The organism is Rhizobium arsenicireducens, from assembly GCF_964021225.1.
In genome coordinates this window covers 3,770,212-3,793,635 of record NZ_CAXHYK020000001.1, presented here as the reverse complement: position 1 = coordinate 3,793,635, position 23,424 = coordinate 3,770,212, and the positions used below count along the sequence as shown (strand labels likewise).

The window sequence follows — 23,424 nt, the reverse complement described above, 5'->3', positions numbered from 1 at the left end:
CGGCGCCTTGCGGCGGCGCGACGGAAAATTTCAGGTCGCTTATGCGTTTCTACGAAAGTATCCCGGCAACTTTCACCACATCCGATGAATTCTTGTTCATCTTGCCCAGGAAATGGGCTAATTGCAGCGGCACTGCCTGAAACAGGGCCGCCGCAAACGGAAGTGGAGATGAAAAATTGGTCAGCATCGACGAGAAACTCCAGCCCATTCTTGATGAAGTCCTCCGACGCAACGCGGGAGAATTGGAATTCCATCAGGCGGTTCGGGAGGTATTGGAGAGCTTGGGGCGTGTCATCGCCAAGCGCCCCGACTATCTGGATGACGCGCTGATCGAACGCATCTGCGAGCCCGAGCGGCAGATCATCTTCCGCGTACCGTGGGTCGACGACAAGAACAAGGTCCAGATCAATCGCGGATTTCGCGTCCAGTTCAACTCGGCCTTGGGCCCCTACAAGGGCGGCCTTCGTTTCCACCCCTCGGTCAATGTCGGCATCATCAAGTTTCTCGGTTTCGAACAGACCTTCAAGAACGCCCTGACGGGGCTGCCGATCGGCGGTGGCAAGGGCGGTTCGGACTTCGATCCGAAGGGGCGCTCGGATGGCGAAATCATGCGCTTCTGCCAGTCCTTCATGACGGAGCCTCCATCGTCACATCGGCGAGTATACGGACGTGCCAGCCGGCGATATCGGCGTCGGCGGCCGGGAGATCGGTTTCATGTTCGGCCAGTACAAGCGACTGACCAATCGCTACGAGGCGGGCGTTCTCACGGGCAAGGCGCTCTTCTACGGCGGGTCGCGCGCCCGCACCGAGGCGACCGGCTACGGCAACACGTATTTCGTTCAGTCGATGCTGGCGACCAAGGGTCACAGCTTCGACGGCAAGACGGTCGTCATCTCAGGTTCCGGCAATGTTGCGATCTATTCCGTCGAGAAGGTCCAGTCCTTCGGCGGCAAGGTCGTCGCCGTCTCCGACAGCTCGGGCTATATCGTCGACGAGAACGGGATAGACTTGAAGCTGCTCAAGGAAATCAAGGAAATCCGCCGGGCCCGGATTTCGGAATATCTGCGGATCAGGGGCGAGGGCAAGGGCGTCTACTTCGTCAAGGCCGGCGAAGGTTCGATCTGGGACGTGCCCTGCGACGTTGCCATGCCCTCGGCCACACAGAACGAACTGACCGGCAAGGATGCCAAGATCCTGGTCAAGAACGGCGTGATCGCCATCGGCGAAGGGGCCAACATGCCGACCACTCCAGATGCGACCCGCATCTTTCAGGAGGCCGGCGTCATGTTCGCGCCGGGCAAGGCGGCCAATGCCGGCGGCGTCGCCACCTCCGCGCTGGAAATGCAGCAGAATGCCTCGCGCGACAGCTGGACCTTCGAACAGACGGAAGCGCGGCTCGCCACCATCATGCGCAACATTCACGACACCTGCTATACCACGGCTGAAGAATTCGGCGCACCAGGCGACTACGTGCTTGGTGCCAATATTGCCGGTTTCGTCCGTGTGGCGGAATTGATGCGCGCCCTCGGGGTCGTCTGAAACCGCAGCGCCAACGCCTTTCCGGCCGGCAATGTCTCAACGGCGATGCCGACCGCGTCCCCGACCGCACCGCATAAGCGCGATTTTCTCTTGACGCGACGGCGCTCCGGCGGGCACTCGTTGACCATTGAAACCCGCGACTGTCCGGTCGCTTCGATACATCCGGATGGACCCCTTGGTGGCAAGATCCCCGAAAGCGGCACCTGGCACGCGCGTGACCCTGCCAAGGGCGCTCTCCAAGCTCGGCCATTGCTCCCGCACCCAGGCCGAAAAACTGGTGGCCGGCGGCCATGTGAAGGTTGACGGCCGAATTGTTACCGATCTTTCCGCCTGGGTTGACATTCGAACGGACCGCATCGAGGTCGACGGCAAGGCTACCGGCGCCCAACGCAGAGTCTACCTTATGCTGAACAAGCCGCGCGGCCTCGTCACGACCCGCGACGATCCGGAAGGCAGAGAAACGGTCTTTTCCTGCCTCGAACAGCTCGACATTCCGCATGTCTCCCCCGTCGGACGCCTGGACAAGGCGAGCGAAGGCCTCCTGCTCTTCACCAATGACACGGTCCTCGCCCAGCGATTACTCGATCCGCAGAGCGACATCGCCAAAATCTATCACGTACAGATCCGAGGCCGTCCGACCGAGGCCGACCTCTCCCGCATGGCAGCCGGGATTATCGATGACGGTGAAATGCTGCGCGCCGCGCGCGTCCAGATGTTACGGACCGCGGACAAGACCTGTTGGCTGGAATTCGAACTGCGCGAAGGCAAGAACCGCGAGATCCGGCGGATGCTGGAAGCGATCGGCTTCGAATGCCTGCGGCTCGTAAGGGTTGCCTTTGACAAATTGGTCCTCGCCAACCTCGAAAAGGGACAGACGCGTTTCCTCACGGAAGCCGAGATCGCGTCGCTAAGGCGCCGCACCGTCCGATCCGGACCTTTATGAGATTGGCTTTCGCCTGGCGCCACCTTCCTGCTAAGCTCATCTAGAAAATTTCCTGGAGTGGAGACCCCCCTCATGAGCCGGCTGCATAGTGAAAACCATCTAGTCTCGCGAATTGGCTGGCTGCGTGCCGCGGTGCTCGGCGCCAATGACGGTATCGTCTCGACCGCAAGCCTGGTGGTCGGCGTCGCGTCGGCCTCGGCCGGAAGTTCCGAAGTCCTGGTGGCCGGCATTGCCGGCCTCGTTGCCGGTGCGATGTCGATGGCGGCCGGCGAATATGTCTCCGTCAGCTCGCAATCCGATACTGAACAGGCCGACCTGGACCGCGAGCGCAAGGAGCTTGAAACACAGCCGGAATTCGAACGCGAGGAACTGGCGCAGATCTATGTGGCGCGCGGCATCCAGCCCGATCTCGCACGCCAGGTCGCGGACCAGCTGATGGCCAAGGACGCGCTTGCCGCCCACGCCCTTGACGAACTCGGGATATCCGAGATGACCACGGCCCGGCCGATCCAGGCCGCTCTGACCTCGGCCGCGACCTTTGCCGTCGGTGCAGCCCTGCCGCTACTGATGGTGTTCATATCGCCGGCGAACCTTCTTGTCTGGACGGTATCCCTCGCCTCTCTTCTCTTCCTCGCCCTGCTCGGCGCGGTCGGCGCCAGGGCGGGTGGCGCGAATGTTTGGCGCGCCACACTGCGCGTCACCTTCTGGGGCGCCTTTGCCATGGCGCTGACGGCCGGCATCGGTGCGGTGGTCGGTACTGCGATCTAGTCCTTGGCCGAACGGGCTGGGATGCAATAAGCCGGCGCCGTGGAAGACGGCGCCGACATGCTCTTGTCTAACGCGACGCCTTAGGCCCCGGCGAAAGCCAGCAGATCGGCGTTCAACTGATCCTTGTGTGTGTCCGCAAGACCATGCGGCGCACCGGCATAGACCTTGAGCTCGGCATGCGGGATGAGGCGCTTGGAGGCCCGGCCGGACGCATCGATCGGAACGATCTGGTCGTCGTCGCCATGCACGATCAGGGTGGGTACATCGAACTTCTTCAGGTCCTCGGTGAAGTCGGTCTGCGAGAACGCGACGATCGAGTCATAGGCGTTCTTGTGGCCGGCCATCATGCCCTGCAGCCAGAAGCTGTCGATCATGCCCTGCGAGGCTTTGACGCCCGGCCGGTTGAAGCCGAAGAACGGGCCGCTGGCGATATCCTTGTAGAGCTGCGAGCGGTCGGCGAGGCTTGCGTCCTGGATACCGTCGAAGACTTCCTTCGGCAGGCCGTCAGGATTATTGTCGGTCTTGACCATTAGCGGCGGCACGGCGGAGATGAGCCCTGCCTTGGCAATCCGTCCGGTCCCATGGCGACCGATATAGCGGGCGATCTCGCCGCCGCCGGTCGAGAAGCCGGCAAGGAAGATGTCCCTGAGGTCCAGCGCCTCGATCAGGTCGGACAGGTCGTCGGCATAGTGGTTCATGTCGTTGCCGTCCCAAGGCTGGCTGGAACGGCCGTGACCACGGCGGTCATGGGTAATGACGCGAAAACCGTTCTGCGCCAGATGGAAGGCCTGTGCCTCCCAACTGTCCGAATTGAGCGGCCATCCGTGGCTGAGGATGACCGGGCGGCCAGACTTCGGACCCCAGTCCTTGTAGTAGATTTCGACGCCGTCGCGGGTGGTGATCGTGCTTGCCATAGTTTTCACTCCTGTTGAATTTGGGTTGATTTGGGTGGTCTGAGCCGCAGCCGGTCCTGCCGAAATTCCGAGAGCGGCGAGGGCGGGGGCTGTTCCGATGATGCTGAGAAGATCGCGGCGCGAGATCGGGAATAGGCTCGGCTTAGCGCTTGCGTCTTTCATGCTGGTTCTCTTTCCTGTGTGATGGCTGCTTCAGCGTTCCGGAGCGCTGGTTGATGTGATAGAGGCGGGGACATCGCCATACGAATGGCGAAATTGACAAGTTTAGGTTCAAAAGTGACAAAGCACTTGACCGACACCGTGGTGGAAATCGCCATCGCCAGCTATCCGGAAGCCTGGCGCGCGGCCGTGCACGGCCTGACGGACATGTTTGCGGTGGCGCAGCGGTATGACCACCAGCAATCGACATCGGCGCCGCGACGGCTGAGGGTCAGCCATTACGAGCTCGATGATGCAGGCTCGGTGTCAAAGGTTTTCGACACCCATCCATCCGAGAGGGAAAGGCCGCTTGTCGCGGTCGTGTTGCCGCCTGCGATCGGCGAGGAGCTGCCGTTCGGCGAGCGCATGGGTGGTTTTCCGCAGTGGATCCGCGGCCATCACCAGGCCGGGGCCATCATCTGTTCCGCCTGCGGTGGGGCATCGCTGCTGGCCCAGACCGGGCTCCTATCAGGCCGTTCCGCGACGACCCATTGGCTGCACGGAAACACCATCGCCAGGCGTCATCCGGATGTGCGCATCGACACCGACAAGATGCTGCTGGACGAGGGTGATATCATCACCGCCGGCGGCATGATGGCCTGGACGGATCTGGGGTTGAGACTGATTGATCGGCTCATGGGGGCAAGCGTCATGCTGGCAACGGCGCGCTTCATGCTCATCGACCCTGGCGCGCGCGCGCAGAGCTTCTATTCGAAGTTCATTCCACGCCTGGATCACGGTGACACGGTCATCTTGAACATCCAGCACTGGCTTCACGGCACCGATGCCAAGGGCCTTGGCGTGCCGGCCCTGGCGGCACGGGCGGGGCTTGGTGAGCGAACTTTCCTGCGTCGCTTTCAGAAGGCGACAGGCATCAATCCGACCGACTATGCGCAACGATTGCGCATCGCCAAGGCCCGAGATCTGCTGGAACAGTCGAATCTGGCCATCGAGCAGATCGCTTGGGCGAGCGGCTACGAGGACGCCAACGCCTTTCGCAAGATCTTCCGCAAGATCGTCGGTGTTTCGCCCGGGGAATATCGCATGCGCTTCTCGATCGCCGCCACACAGGCGGCGGACGAGGCGGAATTCTGATCACAAGTAACGGCCGTCAGGCCGGGGAGGCGAGGCCCGCTTAAAGCGGACCTGTCTCCCCGACCCTCCCCGCCGCACCCGTTCGGCGGCTCGATCATTTGACCGGGATCGAGGCCTTGCCATGCTTGACGTTCGGTTCGCGCGACCAGAGACGCAGTTTGCCGAGTTCCTTGACAAAGGCGGCGACGTCCTTGGCCGTCGCAAGCACGATCACGCCTTCATCGAGACTGTCGGCGATACCGGCCTTCGCGAGCAGCGGCATCGCCGCCTCGCCATGGCCGATGAACTTGCAGTGCTGGAAAGCATCGGCGACGAAGTCACGCGCCGTCGCTTCGCTCGCCAGTTCATCCACGGCCTCCGGCGACGGCAGGACGGCCACGGCGTCATAGAGAACCGACGGGCCGCCATCGATCATCTGCTGCGCCGTAATCCAGCTGCCGTCGGAAGCGGTCACGCCACCCACCTTGGGCGCGATAATCTCGACCAGTGCCTTTTCCTTCGTCATCGCCGAGGTCAGCGCCTTCAGAAGTGTAGCGTCGACGCCGTCGGTGACCAGGATGCCGAGCTTGCGCCCCTCGAAGCGCTTGGGGCCATTCAGCACGATGCTGAGTGCCGGCGACGGTTCGAGGTCCTGACGCGTCTGCACCGCCGCCGCAGCCGGCTTGGGCATCGTCTTGAGGCCGAGCTTGGCTGCGACCGTGTGCGCCAGCGTTTCGTCGATGTTGAACAGATGCGAAACCATGCGCTCGCGGATCACCGGCGTCTCCACCTTGCTTAGCTCAAACGTCAGCGCATTGGCTATATGGCGTTGCTCGGGCGGGGTCTGGCTGATGAAGAACTGCCGCGCCTGGCTGTAATGGTCAGCGAAGCTCTCCGGTCGCAGGCGCATCAGCGGGCCATCATCCTTTTCGGGAAAATGTCGGAAGCCCTTGACCGGCGTTTCGCGCGGTCCTTCGCCCCAGGAGTTAGGCTGGTAGTTCACGCGGCCGACCGGATTGCGCATCGCCATGTGGCCGTCCTGCTGGAAATGGGCAAAGGGACATTTCGGCGCATTGATCGGGATATGGGTGAAGTTCGGTCCGCCGAGGCGCTTCAACTGGGTATCGAGGTAGGAGAAGTTCCGGCCCTGCAGTAGCGGATCGTTGGAAAAGTCGATGCCGGGCGGTACATTCTGCGTCATGAACGCCACCTGCTCGGTCTCGGCGAAGAAGTTATCCGGCATCCGATCGAGCACCAGCCGGCCGATCGGCTGCGGTGGCAGGATTTCCTCCGGAATGATCTTGGTCGGATCGAGCACGTCGAAATCGAAACTGTCCGCGAACGTCTGGTCGAACAGCTGTACCTGCAGCTCCCATTCGGGGAAATTGCCGGACTGGATCGCCTGCCAGAGATCGCGGCGATGGAAGTCGGGATCGGCGCCGTTGATCTTCACCGCCTCGTTCCAGGCAACCGACTGCAGGCCAAGCTTCGGCTTCCAGTGGAATTTCACGAAGGTCGATTCGTCCTTGGCGTTGACGAAACGGAACGTATGGACGCCGAAACCCTCCATGAAGCGGAAGGAGCGCGGAATGGCGCGATCCGACATGGCCCACATGACCATGTGCATGCTCTCCGGCGTCAGCGAGATGAAGTCCCAGAAATTGTCGTGCGCCGTCTGCGCCTGGGGAAAGTCGCGGTCCGGCTCCTGCTTGGCGGCATGGATCAGGTCGGGAAACTTGATGGCATCCTGGATGAAGAACACCGGCATATTGTTGCCGACCAGGTCCCAGTTGCCTTCCTTGGTATAGATCTTGACAGCGAAGCCGCGCACGTCGCGCGCCAGGTCGGCGGAGCCCTTGTTGCCGGCAACGGTGGAGAAGCGAACGAAGGCCGGGGTCTTTTCGCCCTTGCGCTGGAACAGATCAGTCTTGGTGTAGGCGGCGAGTGAATCATAGGTTTCGAAATAGCCGTGTGCGCCATAGCCGCGGGCGTGCACGACGCGCTCGGGAATTCGCTCGTGATCGAAATGAAAGAGCTTCTCGCGGAAGTGGAAGTCGTCCATGGCGAGAGGCCCGCGGGCGCCGACGCGGAGCGCGTTCTGGTCGTCGGCGACCGGTCCGCCCTGCGCGGTCGTCATCAGCGGGGCATCGTGGGTTTCGGCCGTCTGATGCAGCTCGCCGCCGGTCCCACGGACGAGTGTCTGATCGTGAATGACCGCCGAATTCGAGGGGCTAGCCTTGGTCGTCTTCTTTGCCATAGCGCTTCTCCGCGGATGAAGGGAAAGGGTTCGCATTCTCCAAACCTCCAAACCCCATAGACCGGCTTTGGTTCCGCTGATGACTTCGACTCGACCCTTCCGTTGCATGATCGAAAAAGTTCAGAAGCTAGTTGATTATGTGCTCATCTAGTTGCGTTAGGTCGCCGGGAGACGATATTCCACACCGAGCGACCCCGCCATGCATGCCGCGCCCATTGCCCTTAAGACCTGTGCCTTCGCTGCGGTAATCGGCCTGTGGTGGTTTGCCAGCGCGACCGGCTGGGTCAACGCTTTCTTGCTGCCGCCGCACAAGGTGTTTAACACCCTGGTGCAACTTGCCGACTCGATTGATGGCCCGGGTCTCGCAATCCGGACGGTCACCGACTATCTCTACGCCAATGTTTGCTTAGTTTTTACGTTTCGGAACGAGGATCGCTTTCTCTGTCCGGCCAGCCCCGGAGGCCTGCGGGAAAAGCATGAGATACTATCTAGGCGGGCTCGCCGCCCGAGAGCGAAACGACGACAGCGACCGCCACCTGGCCTTCTATCTGACCTTTGTGGCCGGCGCGGTAAATGCCGGCGGCTTCATGGCCGTGCAGCAATACACTTCGCACATGTCCGGCATTGTCTCGGCCATCGCCGACAATATGGTGCTCGGCAACGAGTTCCTGGTCATCATCGGCCTGTCGTCGCTGGCATCCTTCATCGCCGGGGCTGCTCTCTCGGCAATCCTGATCAACTGGGTACGGCGCCGCGCGCTCGAATCCGAATACGCCCTGCCGCTCGCCGTCGAAGCGCTGCTCATGCTGATGTTTGGCGTGTCTGGCCTTTTCCTGACGCCTGGCGCATCGTCCACCATACTGCTGACCATCAGCCTTTTGTGCTTCATCATGGGCTTGCAGAACGCCATCATCACCAAGCTGTCGGGCGCCCGTATCCGCACCACCCATGTGACCGGCCTGGTGACCGATGCCGGCATCGAAATCGGCAAGCTCTTCTACCGCAACGACCCGGCGCGACCAGATCTTGCCCCCGTTATCGCGGACCGCTCCAAGCTTGCTCTGCTTCTGTCGCTGATCGGCCTGTTCTTCTCCGGCGGCATCGCCGGCGCGCTGCTGTTCAGCCGTTTCGGCTTGCCGGTCGCGGGGCTTTTCGCCCTACCTCTTGGCCTCTTCGCTTACTTCCCGCTCGCCGCCGACATCAAGCAGCGCCGCGCTCGCAAAAGCTGAGGCGCAGCACGATAGCCGCGAAACTGGCGAATGCACGTCGCACGCCTGCCCGATTATGGATTCAACCAAAAATCGGCAAAAGCGCGAAACTAAAAACTAAAAGTTGACATCGAAGGCAGGATCGCCTATTCAATTCCTGTCGATATTTGCTTGTTTGACTTTTGTTTTTGCACCGTGACGCCGTGCCTCTACGAACTTCCCTTCAAAGAAAATCGAGCTGCCCATGCAACGTGCGATCGCACGGTGCGTACTCAATATTGCTATGAAAGGGTTCGTTATGACCACTGGCACAGTTAAATGGTTCAATTCCACCAAGGGCTTCGGCTTTATTCAGCCTGATAACGGCGGTCCGGACGTATTCGTCCACATCTCCGCCGTCGAGCGGGCTGGCATGCGCGAAATCGTCGAAGGCCAGAAGATCGGCTACGAGATGGAACGCGACAACAAGTCGGGCAAGATGTCCGCCGGCCAGCTGCAGGCTGCCTGACCGATTTTTGTGCTCTCGGGTGACCACGGATGTACTGGCACCAATGAGAACGCGGGGACCAATAAAGGGTCAGGCATTTTGCCTGGCTTTTTTTTGACCGGAGACGGACGCTGACATCATACCATCGAGGATCAAAGCGATGACAGAGACTCAGAGCAAGGCTCGCATTCAAGCTGAAGCGGCCTTTGGCAAGACGCAGTCACAGTTTCTGGCGAGAAACCGGATCATTTCCGAAAACGACGCCGTCGTTCAGGAACGCGATGAGAAGACAATGCGTCTCCGCGCGTTGCGGATGGCCAAGGAAGCCGGCGGCACGACCACGCCTTCCGGCGCGACAGCGGCCTACCCGGCCAAGGACTGACTGCCGGAGCGGCCTCCCGCTCCACTGAAAGACCGCACGTGGAAAACGCATTGCGCCGCAAGGTGCCGCCGAGCGTGCACTCGATACGACCAGAAAATAATCTCCATTCGAAAGCGGAACTTTGAAGAACACGAGAGACAACGGCCTGTCCGACCGGCGCAAAGCAACAGCCGACGCAAAGAAAATCCTTCTCGACAATTATCGCATGGCAAAGGAGGCGGCCGAGCCGCACCTCGAAGCCAGGCAAGCGGAGCGCGTAGCAGTGGCAACCGCCCGCGAAGAGCGCCGTGCGGAACGAGAACGCGCCAAAACCGAAGAGCGGGATCGCTCGCTTGCTGCCGCGAAGGCAGAAGCGGAAGCAGCCGAAGCGGCTGATCGCGCCGAAGCCGAGGCGCGCCTCGAAGCAGAAACCTCCCGGATCAGCCGAGTTATCGAAGACGAAGCAGCCCGCAAGGCCAAGCGCGATGAGCGCTATGCGAGCAGAAAAGCGCGAAAAAGCTGACATGCTTCCGGCGGTCCCTTACGACCTACGGAAAGCCGCCTGATGCGCTGACGGGCAATGCGGGCAGGGAAACATAACCCCTGCCCTTCCTGTGACATCAGCCATTGAGAGTGGTACAGCTTGTCGCCACCGCGGTACGCGACTACTTGGCCATTGCCTTCATCACCGCGCCGACGATACCGGTGAGCACGGCACCACCGGCCGCCCCGCCGACGGCATCGCCGAGCAGTCCGCCGAGCATGCCGCCAACAGCCCCGCCGGCAGACGGATCTGCTCCCGTCGCACCACCCAGCAGGCTGCCGAGCAGCGTGCCGCCCGCCACACCCCCGAGCGCACCGCTGATGATCTTCGGCAGTTGGCTCATCGCTGCCTGCTTGAACGCCGCGCCGATGGCCTGGCCACCGATAATACCCGCTATGACCTGAACGATGATAGGCAGGATCGCATCCATGTCGAAATCCTCCGAAAAGCCGAAGGCGTCATGTCTTCGGACGCGCCATTGAGCCACAGTTGGCGGGAAAAACAAACCGGTTGCTCCGGCCTTCGCCAAGCAGGTCGAATGCCGGTGGCGCCATGGCGTCATTGTCGATAGGATATGCGTTCACGATACAAGGGAACAGTCGGCATGGAAATCACGCGTTGCGGCTCCCGCCCCTCCACCATTGCGCCCGCCGAGTATTTCACCGGCACCGTGCGCCAGGATGCGATCATCGAGACGCCGGCCCCGGCGCAGGTCCGTGCGATCACGGTGACCTTCGAACCCGGTGCGCGCACCGCATGGCATACCCATCCGCTGGGTCAGACCCTTATCGTGACCTCGGGATGCGGCTGGGCCCAGACATGGGGCGAGCCGAAGCAAGAGATCCGCGCGGGCGACGTGATCTGGTTTCCCCCCGGCGAGAAACACTGGCACGGCGCCTCCGCGACCACGGCCATGACCCATATTGCCATCCAGGAGGCCCTCGAGGGCAAGGCGGTCGACTGGTTGGAACTGGTGAGTGACGCAGAGTTTCTCGGCTGACAGTCGGTCATTTGCCCCCCTCGGCAATCACGGCTGTTCCAATTCGCTCCGATCTCTGCCAAAAGCCCTGATGGAACGCGGCTGCTGTCATCTATAGGACAGGGCCGGGCGGGCTGATTGACGTCTCACCCGCTGCCACGAAACAACGTGACCGTTCCACCTTCACCGCAATCACCTATAGAACCAGCCGTCCGCGAAGGGCCGGCAGGGCAAGACGCGGCCGCGCGGGCCTGAAAATGGATTGAGCGTGGAGCCCCCCGGAGGTCCAGCCGGTAGCGCCGGTCACGGTGATAGGATAGACGACGGCGAACATGCAGAGCGGGAAATCCCACATGCCCATCACGCAGAAGCGTACGCGCCTGGAAAAGCTTCAAAACTCGTGGACAAAGGCGACGGCCGAGGAACGCGTCCAGTTTCTCACCTGGCTGCGGCAGGCGGATGCGTCCGGCGACGCCTCGGTCCGGTCGCTGGCAGTGCCGCCGATCGCAAGCGGACGCTATTTGTTGCCATCGGCCATAAGCCGCATCCGGGCCATCATGGCCGTGCGTGGTCTCGCACCTGCGGACGTGATGGTCGAGATCGGCTTCGATCGCAACGACCCCTCGCTCGCCCGCGCCCTCGAGGAAAACGCAAGCCTGCGCCTTTCGCTCGTCGCCGCTCTGGAGAGCTGGCTGATCGCCAATTCCTCCCCTTCCGCCTCCTGAACAAAGGCGAAGTCGATGGTGCGCGGTTCCACGGCGGTCGCCCGGATCGTAAGCCCGTCCGAGCCGACACAAGACCAGACAGGTCCGCGCCCTTGCGATGAAAGAAGCAGACGGCATCCGAGCAACCGGTCGCTCAGCAGGCAATGTCGACGCCTGAAAAGCGGGTGCGTGAAGGTGCGGAGACGACCCCTTGCAGACAGGACGGCATCTGCGCGGCAGAAAGCCGCCACCACTGCAGTCTGGTTCTGGTCGCTCCTGCGAGCGAATGCGGTCGGTCGAACAGAGTATTTCCGCCGTCTGGCTCGCTACTTCCCTTTTTGGCGGCAGCCCGAATGCGGCTTTGGCGCTTACGCCCTGCATGTGGGGTGCGAGGGCGCGAGGTTCGAGGCTCTGCGCTCGAAATCACGTTTTCCTTCGCGGACCATACCGTTAGGATGGCGGAAGTAGACTTCCGGCGCGTTCAGAACGACGCACTCGAATGAGTCAACGGCATCGGGCTCGGAAGACAGTCGCATGCAAGGATGGACAGGTGACATTCCTCAATCCCTTCCGGTTTCGTGTCGCTTTGGCCGCCGTACTCGCGGTTGTCTTCCTGCTCTTGCAGTTTGTCCCGGTGCCCGAACCACCCACAGCACAGGGTGGCTCGGAAGGGGCGCCGCTCCAGGTCTTCCTCCATCCTGAATGCCCGCACTGCCATCAGGCCATCGCATTCCTCAAGTCTCAGCCAACGGTCCGATACCGAGTGCATGATGTCTCGACGGCGCAAGGGGAAAGGCTCCTGCTCGAGTTCGCCAGGAAACACGGTATTCCGCAGGATCGACTCGGCGTGCCGTTCTTCGTCTGCGGTTCAAGCTACGTGATGGGCTTTGAGAGTGCGGCAACGACTGGACGTGCACTGCTCTCCTGCCGCGAGGGAAATCCTTCAGGCGAAGGATTGGAGGCAGATCCATCCCGCGTCAGGATCCCGCTGATCGGTGACATCGATCCTTCCAGTTACTCGCTGCTGGCGCTCACCGCCATCATGGGCCTGTCGGACGGCTTCAATCCCTGCGCCATGTGGGTTCTGCTCTACCTGATCTCGCTGATCGCCGGAATGCAGGATCGCCGCAAGATCTGGTGGCTGGTCGGCACGTTCGTCCTCGCGTCCGGCTTGCTCTACTTCCTCTTCATGACGGCCTGGCTGAACACTTTTCTGTTCATCGGCTATACGCGGGTTCTGACCCAGCTCATTGCCCTTGTCGCGATCGGCTTCGGTCTCGACCACCTCTACCAGCTCGCGCTCACCCGGGGCATTATCGTGTGCGAGGTCGGCGATGCCGATCAGCACCAGCGTATGCTTGAGCGCGCCCGCGCGGTTGTGGCTGCACCGGTCGGACTCGCAAGCCTTGTCATGATTGTCGGACTGGCCCTTACGGTCAATGCCATCGAATTCGTCTGCTCAGCCGCCCTGCCGGCCATCTATACCCACATCCTCAGCCTGCTCGATCTCCCAACCGCCCAATATTACGGCTACATTGGGCTCTACGTTGTCTTTTTCATGCTGGACGATCTGATCATCTTCGGCCTGGCCGCCTTCGCCGTGCAAAAGGTGGTCGACACCCGCTATGCAGCCTTCAGCCGCGCCATTGGGGGCGTGATGCTGCTTGGCCTCGGCATCTGGATGCTGCTGCGGTAGAAGATCCGACCCTCTTGCCGTCTGCCGCCAGCATCGATTGACGGCAATCCGGCACACGGCATCGCGCAAGGCTCCGCACCCAAGGTCATTCGCGCAATGCATGAACTCATTGATAAACGTCAGCATCCTTCTGCGCTGCAGCATACTATAAGCTGCCTCCCAAACGATCCATTTACCGTTGTTTGGGATGCCCTTGATGACCAGAACCAATTTCGTGTCGAGCGATGAAATCCGCTCGATGTTTTCCGCCGCCATGTCCGCCATGTACCGCACCGAAGTTCCGGCCTATGGCACGTTGATGGACCTGGTGGCGAAGGTGAACCAGGAGACGCTGGACGCCGATCCCAGGCTGCGCGAGCGCCTGGAAGATACCGATTCCCTCGACCGCATCACGGAAGAGCGTCATGGCGCGATCCGCCTCGGCACGCCTGCGGAGCTTGCCATGATGCGCCGGCTGTTCGCCGTCATGGGCATGTATCCCGTGGGTTACTACGACCTGTCGACCGCCGGCGTTCCGGTTCATTCCACCGCCTTTCGCCCGGTCGGCGATGCCAGCCTGAAGAAGAACCCGTTCCGCATCTTCACCTCGCTGCTGCGCCTCGACCTGATCGCCGACGAGACGCTGCGCGCCGAGGCCGAAGCAACGCTTGCAAAGCGCCAGATCTTCACTCCCGGCGCCATTGCGCTCACCGAAAAGGCCGAGCAACAGGGCGGCCTCGACCGCGCCGACGCCTCGCGCTTCGTCACTGAAGCGCTCGAGACCTTCCGCTGGCACGACAAGGCGCTGGTCAGCCCCGACATGTATGCGCGCCTGCATGCGGCTCACCGCCTGATCGCCGACGTGGTCTCCTTCAAGGGCCCGCACATCAACCACCTGACGCCGCGCACGCTCGACATCGATCTCGTCCAGGCCCGCATGCCCGACTACGGCATCGCGCCGAAGGCCGTCGTCGAAGGCCCGCCGACCCGCAAGTGCGCGATCCTGCTGCGCCAGACCTCGTTCAAGGCGCTCAACGAACCCGTCCTTTTCGAGGACAAGGACGGAAGCTGGAAGGAAGGCTCGCACACCGCCCGATTCGGCGAGATCGAACAGCGCGGCGTTGCCCTCACCCCCAAGGGCCGGGCGCTCTACGACGAACTGCTCACCGCCTCGCGCCAGATCGTGCGCCCGGCGGCCGACGGCTCGAACGCGGCAGAGTACGGCAAGGCGCTGGCCGAAGCCTTCGCCCCTTTCCCCGACAGCTGGGAAGCGATTCGCGCCGAAGGCCTCGGTTACTTTGCCTATTCGCTGACGGAAAAGGGCCGCAAGGCGAAGGCCGACCCAGAGACCAGCCTCGAGACCCTGATCGCCGAAGGCCTCGTCCAGTTCGACCCGATCGTCTACGAAGACTTCCTACCGGTCAGCGCCGCCGGTATCTTCCAGTCCAACCTCGGCGACGACGCGACCCAGGATTTCGTCGCCAGCCCGAACCAGCAGCGTTTCGAACTTGACCTCGGCGCCAAGGTGCTGAACGAATTCGATCACTATGCCGGCATCGAGCAGGCATCGATCGCCGATTGCCGCCAGATGCTGACGGCCATCGAGGCAGCTGAGTAAGACGCGACGATGATCGACCAGACGCACATTCGGGCACTCAAGGACATCCTCGGCGACAAGGGCATCGTTGAGGAGCCCGGCGCCATGGTCGCCTATCAGACGGGCGCCCGCTATGACGAAGGTCTGGCGGGTCTCGTGCTCCGGCCGGCAACAACGGAAGAAGTCTCGGCGGCCGTCGCCTATTGCGTGCGCCACGGTTTTTCGCTCATCCCGCAATCGGGCAATACCGGCCTCGTCTCCGGCTCGACACCGGATGCGTCGGGCGGACAGGTCGTGCTCAGCCTCGACCGCATGACCCGTCGTTTCAACCTCGACCTCGACAACCGCTCCCTGCATGTCGATGCCGGTTTCCGGCTGTCGGAGGTCAACCAGCGGCTTGAAAGCCACGGCCTGTTCTTCCCGATCGACCTTGGCGCCGACCCGCGCCTCGGCGGTATGCTGTCGACCAATACCGGAGGCTCGCGCTTCCTCAAATACGGCGACGTCCGCCGCAACACGCTCGGCATCAAGGTGGTGCTGGCCGACGAAGAGGGCACGATCCTCGACCTTGCCTCGAACCTGCGCAAGAACAATACCGGCGTCGACTGGAAGCAGGTCTTTATCGGCACCTCCGGTGCCTTCGGCATCATCACCGAATGCGTGCTGAACCTCGAAGCCCTGCCGAAGCAGGTGGCGACCGCCTATCTGGTTCCGGCCAGCGGCGCCCATGTCATGCCGCTGCTGCGCGCCATGGAGCAGAAGCTCGGCGCCTATCTCTCGGCCTTCGAGGGCATGTCGAGGAACGCGGTCGCCGCAGCGCTCGACCATGTGCCATCGCTGCGCAACCCGTTCCAGGGCGGCGTGATCCCCGACTATGTGATCCTCTGCGAAATCTCCCGCACCTGGGAGCCGCGCGAGGGCGAGCAGGGGCTCGACGCAGTGCTGGAGACCGTGCTTTCCGAGATCTGGGAAAGCGAGGCGGCACCACTGGCGGACGCCTTCGTCGGTCCGGCCCACGAGATGTGGGCCCTGCGCCACGCGCTCTCGGAAGGCGTCAAGCACGCCGGCAAACTGATCGCCTTCGACCTGTCCTTCCGCCGCGGCGATATCATGGCCTTCTGCGACCGGATGAAAACCGAGATGCCGGCGGCCTTCCCCGAGGTTAAGATCTGCGATTTCGGCCATATCGGCGACGGCGGCGTGCATTTCAATCTGGTGGTCCCGAAGGACAGCACCGCCGCGACCGACAAGGCCTTCGAACAGCGCCTGCGCGACTGGGTATTCGCCATCGCCGTGCGCGATTTTGACGGCAGCTTCAGCGCCGAACACGCGATCGGCCGCAAGAACCAGACCTACTACGACCTCTACACCCGCGAGAAGATCAAGGACCTGGCGGCCGGCCTGAAGGCGATCACCTCGCCGGGGCGGCTCGGTACGGTCCGGTTCGGCTAAGCAGGCATATGACGAGCACCGCTCCCGCAACCGGGAGCAACAGGGAAGAGAGAGGATGGTCATGAACATCAACAACAAGCCTGAGGACGTGGTTTTCCAGCCGGCGACGCGCATCTCGTCGATCGGCGTCTCCGAAATCCTGAAGATCGGCGCCAAGGCACAAGCCCTGAAGCGCGAAGGCCGGCCGGTCATCATTCTGGGTGCGGGCGAACCGGACTTCGACACGCCCGATCACATCAAGGAAGCCGCGTGGAAGGCCATGCAGGCGGGCCAGACCAAATATACGGCGCTCGACGGCACGCCGGAACTGAAAGCCGCGATCCGCGACAAGTTCAGCCGCGAGAATGCCGTCGACTACGCGCTCGACGAGATCACGGTCGCGACCGGCGCCAAGCAGATCCTGTTCAACGCGATGATGGCGACGCTCAATCCGGGCGACGAGGTGATCATCCCGACGCCCTACTGGACCTCCTATTCCGACATCGTCCAAATCGCCGAGGCGACCCCGGTGCTGATCGCCTGCAATGCCGAGGCGGGCTTCCGCCTGCAGGCGGCGCAGCTCGAAGCCGCGATCACGCCGAAGACCCGCTGGGTCATCCTCAACTCGCCGTCCAACCCGTCGGGCGCCGGCTACCGTGCCGAGGACTATCGCCCGCTGCTCGACGTGCTGCTGAAGCACCCGCAGGTCTGGCTGCTGGTCGACGACATGTACGAGCACATCGTCTATGACGGCTTCGAGTTCGTCACGCCGGCAGCCCTGGAACCGCGCCTGAAGAACCGCATCCTCACCGTCAACGGCGTCTCCAAGGCCTATGCCATGACCGGCTGGCGCATCGGCTATGCCGGCGGCCCGCGCGAGCTCATCAAGGCCATGGCCGTGGTGCAGAGCCAGGCGACCTCCTGCCCCTCTTCGATCAGCCAGGCGGCCTCGGTCGCCGCGCTGAATGGCCCGCAGGATTTTCTCAATGAGCGCAAGGCGAGCTTCCAGCGCCGCCGCGATCTGGTGGTCGCCGGCCTCAATGCCATCGACGGCCTCGATTGCCGCGTGCCGGAAGGCGCCTTCTACACCTTCTCCGGCTGCGCCGGCGTGCTCGGCAAGACCACGCCGTCCGGCAAGCGCCTCGAAACCGATACGGACTTCTGCGCCTATCTGCTCGAAGACGCCAATGTCGCGGTCGTGCCGGGCTCGGCCTTCGGCCTCTCCCCCTTCTTCCGCATTTCCTATGCGAGCGCCGAATCGGAACTGAAAGAGGCGCTCACCCGCATCGCAGCAGCCTGCGAAAAGCTGTCCTGACGGCGCACAGGTTCCGGCCGTCCTTGAGGGTGGTCGGAACCATTTTTTCGGAGGCAGTGACGACGTCAATCGCTATGCGCGCGGATGACCTCGAGGAACGCTTCCCCGTAGCGCTCCAGCTTGGACTGCCCGACACCGGAAATATCCAGCAGCGCCTCGCGGTCCATCGGCCGCTCGCGCGCAAAAGCGACAAGCGTGGTATCGGGGAACACCACATAGGGCGGCACTGAAAGCTCCTTGGCGAGCGTCATGCGACGGGCGCGCAATGCCTCGAATAGCGCCACATCGTCGCTGTGGAGCGAGGAGCGCGCCTCCGTCGATGCCGGCGAGGCCCCCTTTGAGGCCTTGCCCTTTGTCGGCCTATCCTTGCGGAAACGCACCTCGCGCTCGCGCTTGAACACGGCGCGCGCCTCCGGCTCGAGTTTCAGCGCACCGAAGGCCGTATGGTCGACGCTGACCAGGCCCGCCGCCAGCAACTGGCGATAGACCGATTGCCAGGACTTTGACGGAAGATCCTTGCCCGCGCCGAACACCGGCATGTCGACATGGCCGAAGCGGATCGTCTTTTCATTCTCCGTGCCGGTCAGGACATCGATCAAATGGCCGGTGCCGAAGCGTTCGCCGGTCCGGTATATCGCTGCCAGCGCCTTGATCGCCGCCTCCGTCCCGTCCCAGGTTTCGACCGGCTTCAGGCAGGTATCGCAGTTGCCGCATCCACCCGCATGCGCCTCGCCGAAATGCGCCAGGATCGCCTGTCTGCGGCAGCCGGGTGTCTCGCAGATCGCCAGCAATGCATTGAGCTTGCCACGCTCGACCCGCTTGATCGCATCCTCGGAGGCGCCTTCATCGATCATCCGGCCGCGCTGGATGACGTCGGCCATGCCATAGGCCATCCACACCTCGGACGGCAGCCCGTCTCGGCCGGCCCGGCCCGTCTCCTGGTAATAGGCCTCGACCGAGCCCGGCAGGTCGAGATGGGCGACATAACGCACGTTCGGCTTGTCGATGCCCATACCGAAGGCAACGGTCGCGACCAGGCACAGGTCCTCCTCCTTCAGGAAGGCATCCTGGTTGGCGTCTCGGACACTGCGATCCATGCCGGCATGATAGGCAAGCGCCCGTACCCCTTGTGTGTTCAGCCATTTGGCCGTGTCCTCGACCTTGGCGCGCGACAGGCAGTAGACGATGCCGCTCGAACCCTTGTGGCGCGACAGAAACCGCAGGAGTTGCTGGCGCGGCTGGTCGCGCTCGACGATCTCATAGGCGATGTTCGGCCGGTCGAACGAGGTGGTGAAGACCTCGGCCGAGCGCAAGGCCAGCTTGTCGATGATGTCTTCGCGCGTATGCGGATCGGCGGTTGCCGTCAGCGCGATCCGCGGCACACCCGGATAATCCTCGGCGAGCCGCCCGAGTTGGCGGTATTCCGGGCGGAAATCGTGCCCCCACTGCGAGACGCAATGCGCCTCGTCGATGGCAAAGAGAGCGATCTTCGCATGGGCGACCATCTCCCTGAAGCCGGGCGTGACGATGCGCTCCGGCGTAACATAAAGAAGATCGAGCCCACCTTGGTCGATCGCCCGCCGCACCTCGACATAATCCTCGCGCGACAGCGAGGAATTGAGCGCCGCCGCTCGCACGCCAAGTTGCTTCAGCGCCTCGACCTGGTCTCGCATCAGCGCGATCAGCGGCGAAACGACGATGCCCAAACCCTCGCGGCAGAGCGCCGGGATCTGGAAACACAGCGACTTGCCGGCACCGGTCGGAAAGAGCACAACCGCATCGCCTCCCAAGACGACCCGCTCCACCACTTCGGCCTGTTTGCCGCGGAAGGTGGAATAACCATAGACCTGCTTCAGAACGTCAAGCGGATTCTCCGCGCCTTGCCTGTCGAAGAGGGGATCGAAACGGTTCTGGGTCTGCGGCATGGAATCGCTTTCATGAGGGATTTCTCACTATGTCACAGCTTCTTGGCTGTCGCGAGTGTCCGCAAGGATCGGAATGGCCCGCTGGTTCTCAGACGGGGCCCGTCGAAAACCCTGGTGTTTTGGCGAGAGGGGTCCGCATGAACCGCCTGGCTGACGCATATTAACCCTTAGTCAAAAGAGATCTGCATGGTTGCATGTATCGTATTATGATCTATTAGGAGAATATAATGGAGTCCATGATGGGCAGAGCGCCAATAGGCTACAACGGGCGCTGCCAGTTGAATGGCCATATATGCCTTCTCGCCGCTTCCGCGTTGGCTCTGGAAGGGTTTTGGGAATGAGAGCGATCAAGATCGTCGCAGGCTTGGTCTTTGTATTTCTTGCGGTGTTCGTCATCTTCAAGGAACAAACAGCAGGTGTCAGCGCAGATGCCTTCGTCAATGCGAGAATAACCACGACCCACGCACCGATCGCGGGCACCTTCGAGCTCGTGGCCCGCCCGGTGGGCGCGCGGATCAGCCAGGGCGACACCTTGGGTACAATCTCGGATCCATTGGTGGACGACGTCCGGCTTTCCGACCTCGTTCAGCAAAGAGCGGCGGCCCAAGCGGAGGTTGACCGGATGGCCGGGACAGGAACAGGTCTCCAAACTACGATCGAACAGCTCCGCCAGCGTGCCGCTTCTCATAAGAAGGAGAGGATCGAGCAGTTGCGAGCCTTGGCGGATGGCGCTGAAGCAGCCAAGGCCGCCGCCGAAGCCCGCTTGCGCTATGCGCAGCTCAGCCTCGAGCGTTTCAAGCGCTTGAGCGTCCAGGGGGTCCGGACGGGCGAATCGCTCGAACAGTCGCAATCGTTGGCAGAGGTGGCGGCGCTGGACGTCAGATATGCGCAGGAGAGCAGCCGTATCGCCCGGATCAATCTGGCGGCTGCCGAGCACGGCATTCTTCTCGGGGATGGCTACAATGACACGCCGTATTCCCAGCAGCGGATATCAGAACTCGAAGTGCGCAAGGCCGAGATCGAGGCGAACGGCAAGGCTCAGCTTGCGAACCTCGAAGCCCTCGAAAGCCGCATTCGCGTGGAGCGACTTCGTGTCAATCGCCTGACCTCCACCACACTTGAAGCCAATGTTACCGGCCTTGTCTGGGATTATCTGGCGGTTACCGGCGAGGTGGTCCTGCCGGGACAGAGTTTGCTGCGGTTGGTCGACTGCAATTCCGCAATCGTCACGCTGTCCGTGACGGAACGGGTCTACAACGGAATCACCCTCGGCAGCAGCGCCGCATTTCGGATGAACGGCAGCAGTCGCATCCTGCAGGGCACCGTCACCCGTGTCGCAGGCGCCGGCGCGGCTTCCATCTACGAAAACCTTGCGATCGCTCCGAGCGAACGTCACCTCGCGCGCTTCGACGTAACGCTTGACGTGCCGGCGCTTCGCGAGGACAGCGGTTTGCGCTGCCTTATCGGTCGCACCGGTCGTGTGTTCTTTGAGGAACGTCCGCTGGATTGGCTCCGGCGCCTCTGGTCCTGACCATGGAAAGCCTCTTCTACGCCAGCGAGTTGGAGTCAGCGGCAATGCTGGCGCTACTTTTCGTCGGAGCGGCCATTCTCTTCAGTGAAGTGCTGGATCCTCGAAACAGCTGGCACCGCACTGGTCTGTTTGCGGTCGCGGTCGTGCTTACCCTGCGCTACCTATGGTGGCGCGGAACGGGGACACTCGCCCCCTTCGGACTGACCTGGGACTGCCTCTTCAGTTGGTCCTTCTTCCTCTTGGAGGCCGCCGCCGGCCTCTCCTCGCTCAGCGCCTTTGTCATTCTCAGCCGCACCGGGTCACGCTCGGAAGAAGCGGACCGAAATCTGGCCTGGTGGGATCTGCATCCGCCGAAGGTGGCGATCCTGATCGCGACCTATAACGAAGAACGGGACGTGCTCGAGCGGACAATCGTCGGCGCCAGGGCAAGCCATCATCCTAACTGTGACGTTCTGGTCCTGGACGACGGACGGCGCGACTGGCTGCGCGATTATTGCGAAGCCCAGCGGATCCGTTATCTGCGACGGCCGGACAACAAGGGCTCCAAGGCCGGCAACATCAATCATGCGCTGGAAATTCTCGCATCCGATCCTCAGCCGCCGGAATTCGTCGCCGTACTTGATGCCGACTTCGTCCCCCATGCCGATTTCGTTTCCCGTGCGCTGGCGCTCTTTCACGATCCGGACGTTGGTCTCGTCCAGACCCCGCAACACTTCTTCAATCCCGATCCCATCCAGCACAATCTCGGTCTCAGCCGGTCCTATCCTGACGAGCAGCGCTTCTTCTTCGATCACTTGCAGCCGAGCCGCGATGCCTGGGGTATCGCGTTTTGCTGCGGCACATCTTCCATCGTTCGCTGGCAGGCGATCCAGGCCGTCGGCGGCTTCCCGACAGAAAGCGTCACCGAAGACTTCATGCTGACCCTTGTGCTTCAGGAAGCGGATTACCGGACGGTCTATCTGAACGAGGCGCTGACCGAGGGTCTGGCGCCGGAAGGCTTGAAAGAATATGTGACCCAGCGCGCGCGTTGGTGCCTTGGATTGATGCAGATCGCGCGCAGCCATGTGGGCCCCTTGGCCCGCAACCGCCTGAGACTGCGCGATCGGTGGAGCGTCGCCGATTCGGTCCTTTTCTGGCTGACAAGCTTTTCGTTCCGCATCGCGACCATGACCTTTCCGCTGCTCTACTGGTTCTTCAACATCATCGTCGTCGATGCGAGCGTACCCGATATCATTTTCTACTTCACGCCCTATTATTTCTGGGTCCTCTTCGCCCTCAATTTCATCTCCTCCGGACTGATCGTTCCCATCGTCAACGACGTCAGCCAATTGCTGGGAGCAATACCGATCACCCGCGCCGCCGTGACCGGGCTCATCAGGCCGAAGGGGCATCCTTTCAGCGTCACCGCCAAGGGCGGAGACCGGACCAAAGTCGTGATCCAGTGGCGCATGATGATGCCCTTTCTCGCCATGCTTGTCCTGACGATCCTCGGCCTTGTCATCGGCATCGTTTTCGAACGTTTCGCCTTCAGCGATGCCGGCGACGGCAAGTTGATCATTCTGTTCTGGACCGTCTACAACCTTTTGATCCTGAGCGTGACCCTTACGGTCTGTATCGAATTGCCGAGGGTGGAGCAGCATCTGGCCGATCATCCCGAGCGCTGCGTCATTCTCGCAGACGGGCGGCTGAAGCGTGTCTGGCTCACCGATCTGACCGAGGGGACCGCCCGGATCCGTGGCGGCCGCCTCAAGCTGGGGGAGGCAATCGAGCTGAGGATACGCGACCTGGGCGACATGAAGGCTTTTGTACTCGAGGCCACCAACGACGGAGGAGTCCTGTCGCTGGAACTGGCTGCACATCAGTACGAGGCATTGCTCCGGCGATTGTATACGCAAGGTTCTGTGCCGAGCGTCACGTCGACCCGCCTATCCGCGGTGTTGGGCGCGGCCGTCGCACGCCTCGGGCTTCGCTAAC

At 62.2% G+C, this 23,424-nt stretch carries 20 protein-coding genes and 1 pseudogene; 16 read left to right on the top strand and 5 right to left on the bottom strand.

The annotated features are described in order from the left end of the window. Positions 1 to 49 precede the first annotated feature (49 nt). Positions 50 to 187, bottom strand: a complete 138-nt coding sequence (locus ACWPVA_RS18650; protein ID WP_454289095.1) for a hypothetical protein — start codon at positions 185 to 187, stop codon at positions 50 to 52. Here ACWPVA_RS18650 and gdhA point away from each other — a divergent pair. The 3 genes and pseudogenes from gdhA to ACWPVA_RS18635 all read left to right on the top strand — a co-directional run bounded on the left by gdhA (position 177) and on the right by ACWPVA_RS18635 (position 3,250). Beyond that, positions 177 to 1,539, top strand: a pseudogene (gdhA, locus tag ACWPVA_RS18645) (NADP-specific glutamate dehydrogenase). The gene ACWPVA_RS18650 and the pseudogene gdhA overlap by 11 nt on opposite strands. A 166-nt stretch (positions 1,540 to 1,705) precedes the next feature. Beyond that, entirely contained in the window at positions 1,706 to 2,482 is a 777-nt protein-coding gene (locus ACWPVA_RS18640) for a pseudouridine synthase (RefSeq protein WP_454289094.1), read from the top strand. 72 nt (positions 2,483 to 2,554) lie between these two features. Next, on the top strand, positions 2,555 to 3,250 hold the full coding sequence (locus ACWPVA_RS18635; RefSeq protein ID WP_454289093.1) for a VIT1/CCC1 transporter family protein: 696 nt from the start codon (positions 2,555 to 2,557) through the stop codon (positions 3,248 to 3,250). A gap of 80 nt (positions 3,251 to 3,330) precedes the next feature. Here ACWPVA_RS18635 and ACWPVA_RS18630 read toward each other — a convergent pair whose 3' ends face one another. Further along, complete coding sequence (locus tag ACWPVA_RS18630; RefSeq protein ID WP_454289092.1) at positions 3,331 to 4,326, bottom strand: alpha/beta fold hydrolase; 996 nt, start codon at positions 4,324 to 4,326, stop codon at positions 3,331 to 3,333. A 114-nt stretch (positions 4,327 to 4,440) separates the two neighbouring features. Between ACWPVA_RS18630 and ACWPVA_RS18625 the strand changes: the two genes are divergently transcribed. Continuing rightward, positions 4,441 to 5,457: a GlxA family transcriptional regulator gene (locus tag ACWPVA_RS18625; RefSeq protein WP_454289091.1), complete on the top strand. Its 1,017-nt coding sequence runs from the start codon at positions 4,441 to 4,443 to the stop codon at positions 5,455 to 5,457. A gap of 94 nt (positions 5,458 to 5,551) precedes the next feature. Here the strand turns inward: ACWPVA_RS18625 and katE are convergent, their stop codons facing one another. Continuing rightward, on the bottom strand, positions 5,552 to 7,693 hold the full coding sequence (gene katE / locus ACWPVA_RS18620) for a catalase (RefSeq protein WP_454289090.1): 2,142 nt from the start codon (positions 7,691 to 7,693) through the stop codon (positions 5,552 to 5,554). Positions 7,694 to 8,169: 476 nt separating this feature from the next. On the opposite strand from katE, the gene ACWPVA_RS18615 reads away from it, so the two are divergent. The 4 genes from ACWPVA_RS18615 (at position 8,170) to ACWPVA_RS18600 (ending at position 10,272) form a co-directional block, all read left to right on the top strand. Beyond that, the gene (locus ACWPVA_RS18615) at positions 8,170 to 8,922 is read left to right on the top strand and encodes a YoaK family protein (protein WP_454289089.1); all 753 of its coding nucleotides are present in this window, start codon (positions 8,170 to 8,172) and stop codon (positions 8,920 to 8,922) included. A 262-nt stretch (positions 8,923 to 9,184) separates the two neighbouring features. After that, entirely contained in the window at positions 9,185 to 9,409 is a 225-nt protein-coding gene (locus tag ACWPVA_RS18610) for a cold-shock protein (protein WP_115670450.1), read from the top strand. A gap of 139 nt (positions 9,410 to 9,548) precedes the next feature. After that, positions 9,549 to 9,770, top strand: a complete 222-nt coding sequence (locus ACWPVA_RS18605; RefSeq protein WP_454289088.1) for a hypothetical protein — start codon at positions 9,549 to 9,551, stop codon at positions 9,768 to 9,770. Between the two features lie 121 nt (positions 9,771 to 9,891). Next, complete coding sequence (locus ACWPVA_RS18600; RefSeq protein WP_454289087.1) at positions 9,892 to 10,272, top strand: DUF6481 family protein; 381 nt, start codon at positions 9,892 to 9,894, stop codon at positions 10,270 to 10,272. 142 nt (positions 10,273 to 10,414) lie between these two features. Here ACWPVA_RS18600 and ACWPVA_RS18595 read toward each other — a convergent pair whose 3' ends face one another. Next, positions 10,415 to 10,723: a hypothetical protein gene (locus ACWPVA_RS18595; protein ID WP_454289086.1), complete on the bottom strand. Its 309-nt coding sequence runs from the start codon at positions 10,721 to 10,723 to the stop codon at positions 10,415 to 10,417. Between the two features lie 174 nt (positions 10,724 to 10,897). Between ACWPVA_RS18595 and ACWPVA_RS18590 the strand changes: the two genes are divergently transcribed. The 6 genes from ACWPVA_RS18590 (at position 10,898) to ACWPVA_RS18565 (ending at position 17,994) form a co-directional block, all read left to right on the top strand. Continuing rightward, a complete protein-coding gene (locus ACWPVA_RS18590; RefSeq protein ID WP_454289085.1) occupies positions 10,898 to 11,293 on the top strand; it encodes a (R)-mandelonitrile lyase in 396 nt (131 codons plus the stop codon). A 332-nt stretch (positions 11,294 to 11,625) separates the two neighbouring features. Further along, positions 11,626 to 11,997, top strand: a complete 372-nt coding sequence (locus tag ACWPVA_RS18585; protein ID WP_454289084.1) for a hypothetical protein — start codon at positions 11,626 to 11,628, stop codon at positions 11,995 to 11,997. A 529-nt stretch (positions 11,998 to 12,526) separates the two neighbouring features. Beyond that, a complete protein-coding gene (locus ACWPVA_RS18580; RefSeq protein WP_454289083.1) occupies positions 12,527 to 13,672 on the top strand; it encodes a glutaredoxin family protein in 1,146 nt (381 codons plus the stop codon). A 196-nt stretch (positions 13,673 to 13,868) separates the two neighbouring features. Continuing rightward, entirely contained in the window at positions 13,869 to 15,269 is a 1,401-nt protein-coding gene (hglS, locus tag ACWPVA_RS18575; RefSeq protein WP_454289082.1) for a 2-oxoadipate dioxygenase/decarboxylase HglS, read from the top strand. 9 nt (positions 15,270 to 15,278) lie between these two features. Further along, a complete protein-coding gene (locus tag ACWPVA_RS18570) occupies positions 15,279 to 16,700 on the top strand; it encodes an FAD-binding oxidoreductase (protein WP_454289081.1) in 1,422 nt (473 codons plus the stop codon). A gap of 61 nt (positions 16,701 to 16,761) precedes the next feature. Further along, entirely contained in the window at positions 16,762 to 17,994 is a 1,233-nt protein-coding gene (locus tag ACWPVA_RS18565) for a pyridoxal phosphate-dependent aminotransferase (RefSeq protein WP_454289080.1), read from the top strand. Between the two features lie 65 nt (positions 17,995 to 18,059). Here ACWPVA_RS18565 and recQ read toward each other — a convergent pair whose 3' ends face one another. Beyond that, a complete protein-coding gene (gene recQ / locus ACWPVA_RS18560) occupies positions 18,060 to 19,919 on the bottom strand; it encodes a DNA helicase RecQ (RefSeq protein ID WP_454289079.1) in 1,860 nt (619 codons plus the stop codon). A 292-nt stretch (positions 19,920 to 20,211) separates the two neighbouring features. On the opposite strand from recQ, the gene ACWPVA_RS18555 reads away from it, so the two are divergent. Both ACWPVA_RS18555 and ACWPVA_RS18550 read left to right on the top strand, forming a co-directional pair. Continuing rightward, positions 20,212 to 21,450, top strand: coding sequence for an HlyD family secretion protein (locus ACWPVA_RS18555; RefSeq protein WP_454289078.1), 1,239 nt, complete (start codon positions 20,212 to 20,214; stop codon positions 21,448 to 21,450). Next, the gene (locus ACWPVA_RS18550) at positions 21,426 to 23,423 is read left to right on the top strand and encodes a glycosyltransferase (RefSeq protein WP_454289077.1); all 1,998 of its coding nucleotides are present in this window, start codon (positions 21,426 to 21,428) and stop codon (positions 23,421 to 23,423) included. Before ACWPVA_RS18555 ends, ACWPVA_RS18550 begins: the two co-directional genes overlap by 25 nt. Position 23,424 lies beyond the last annotated feature (1 nt).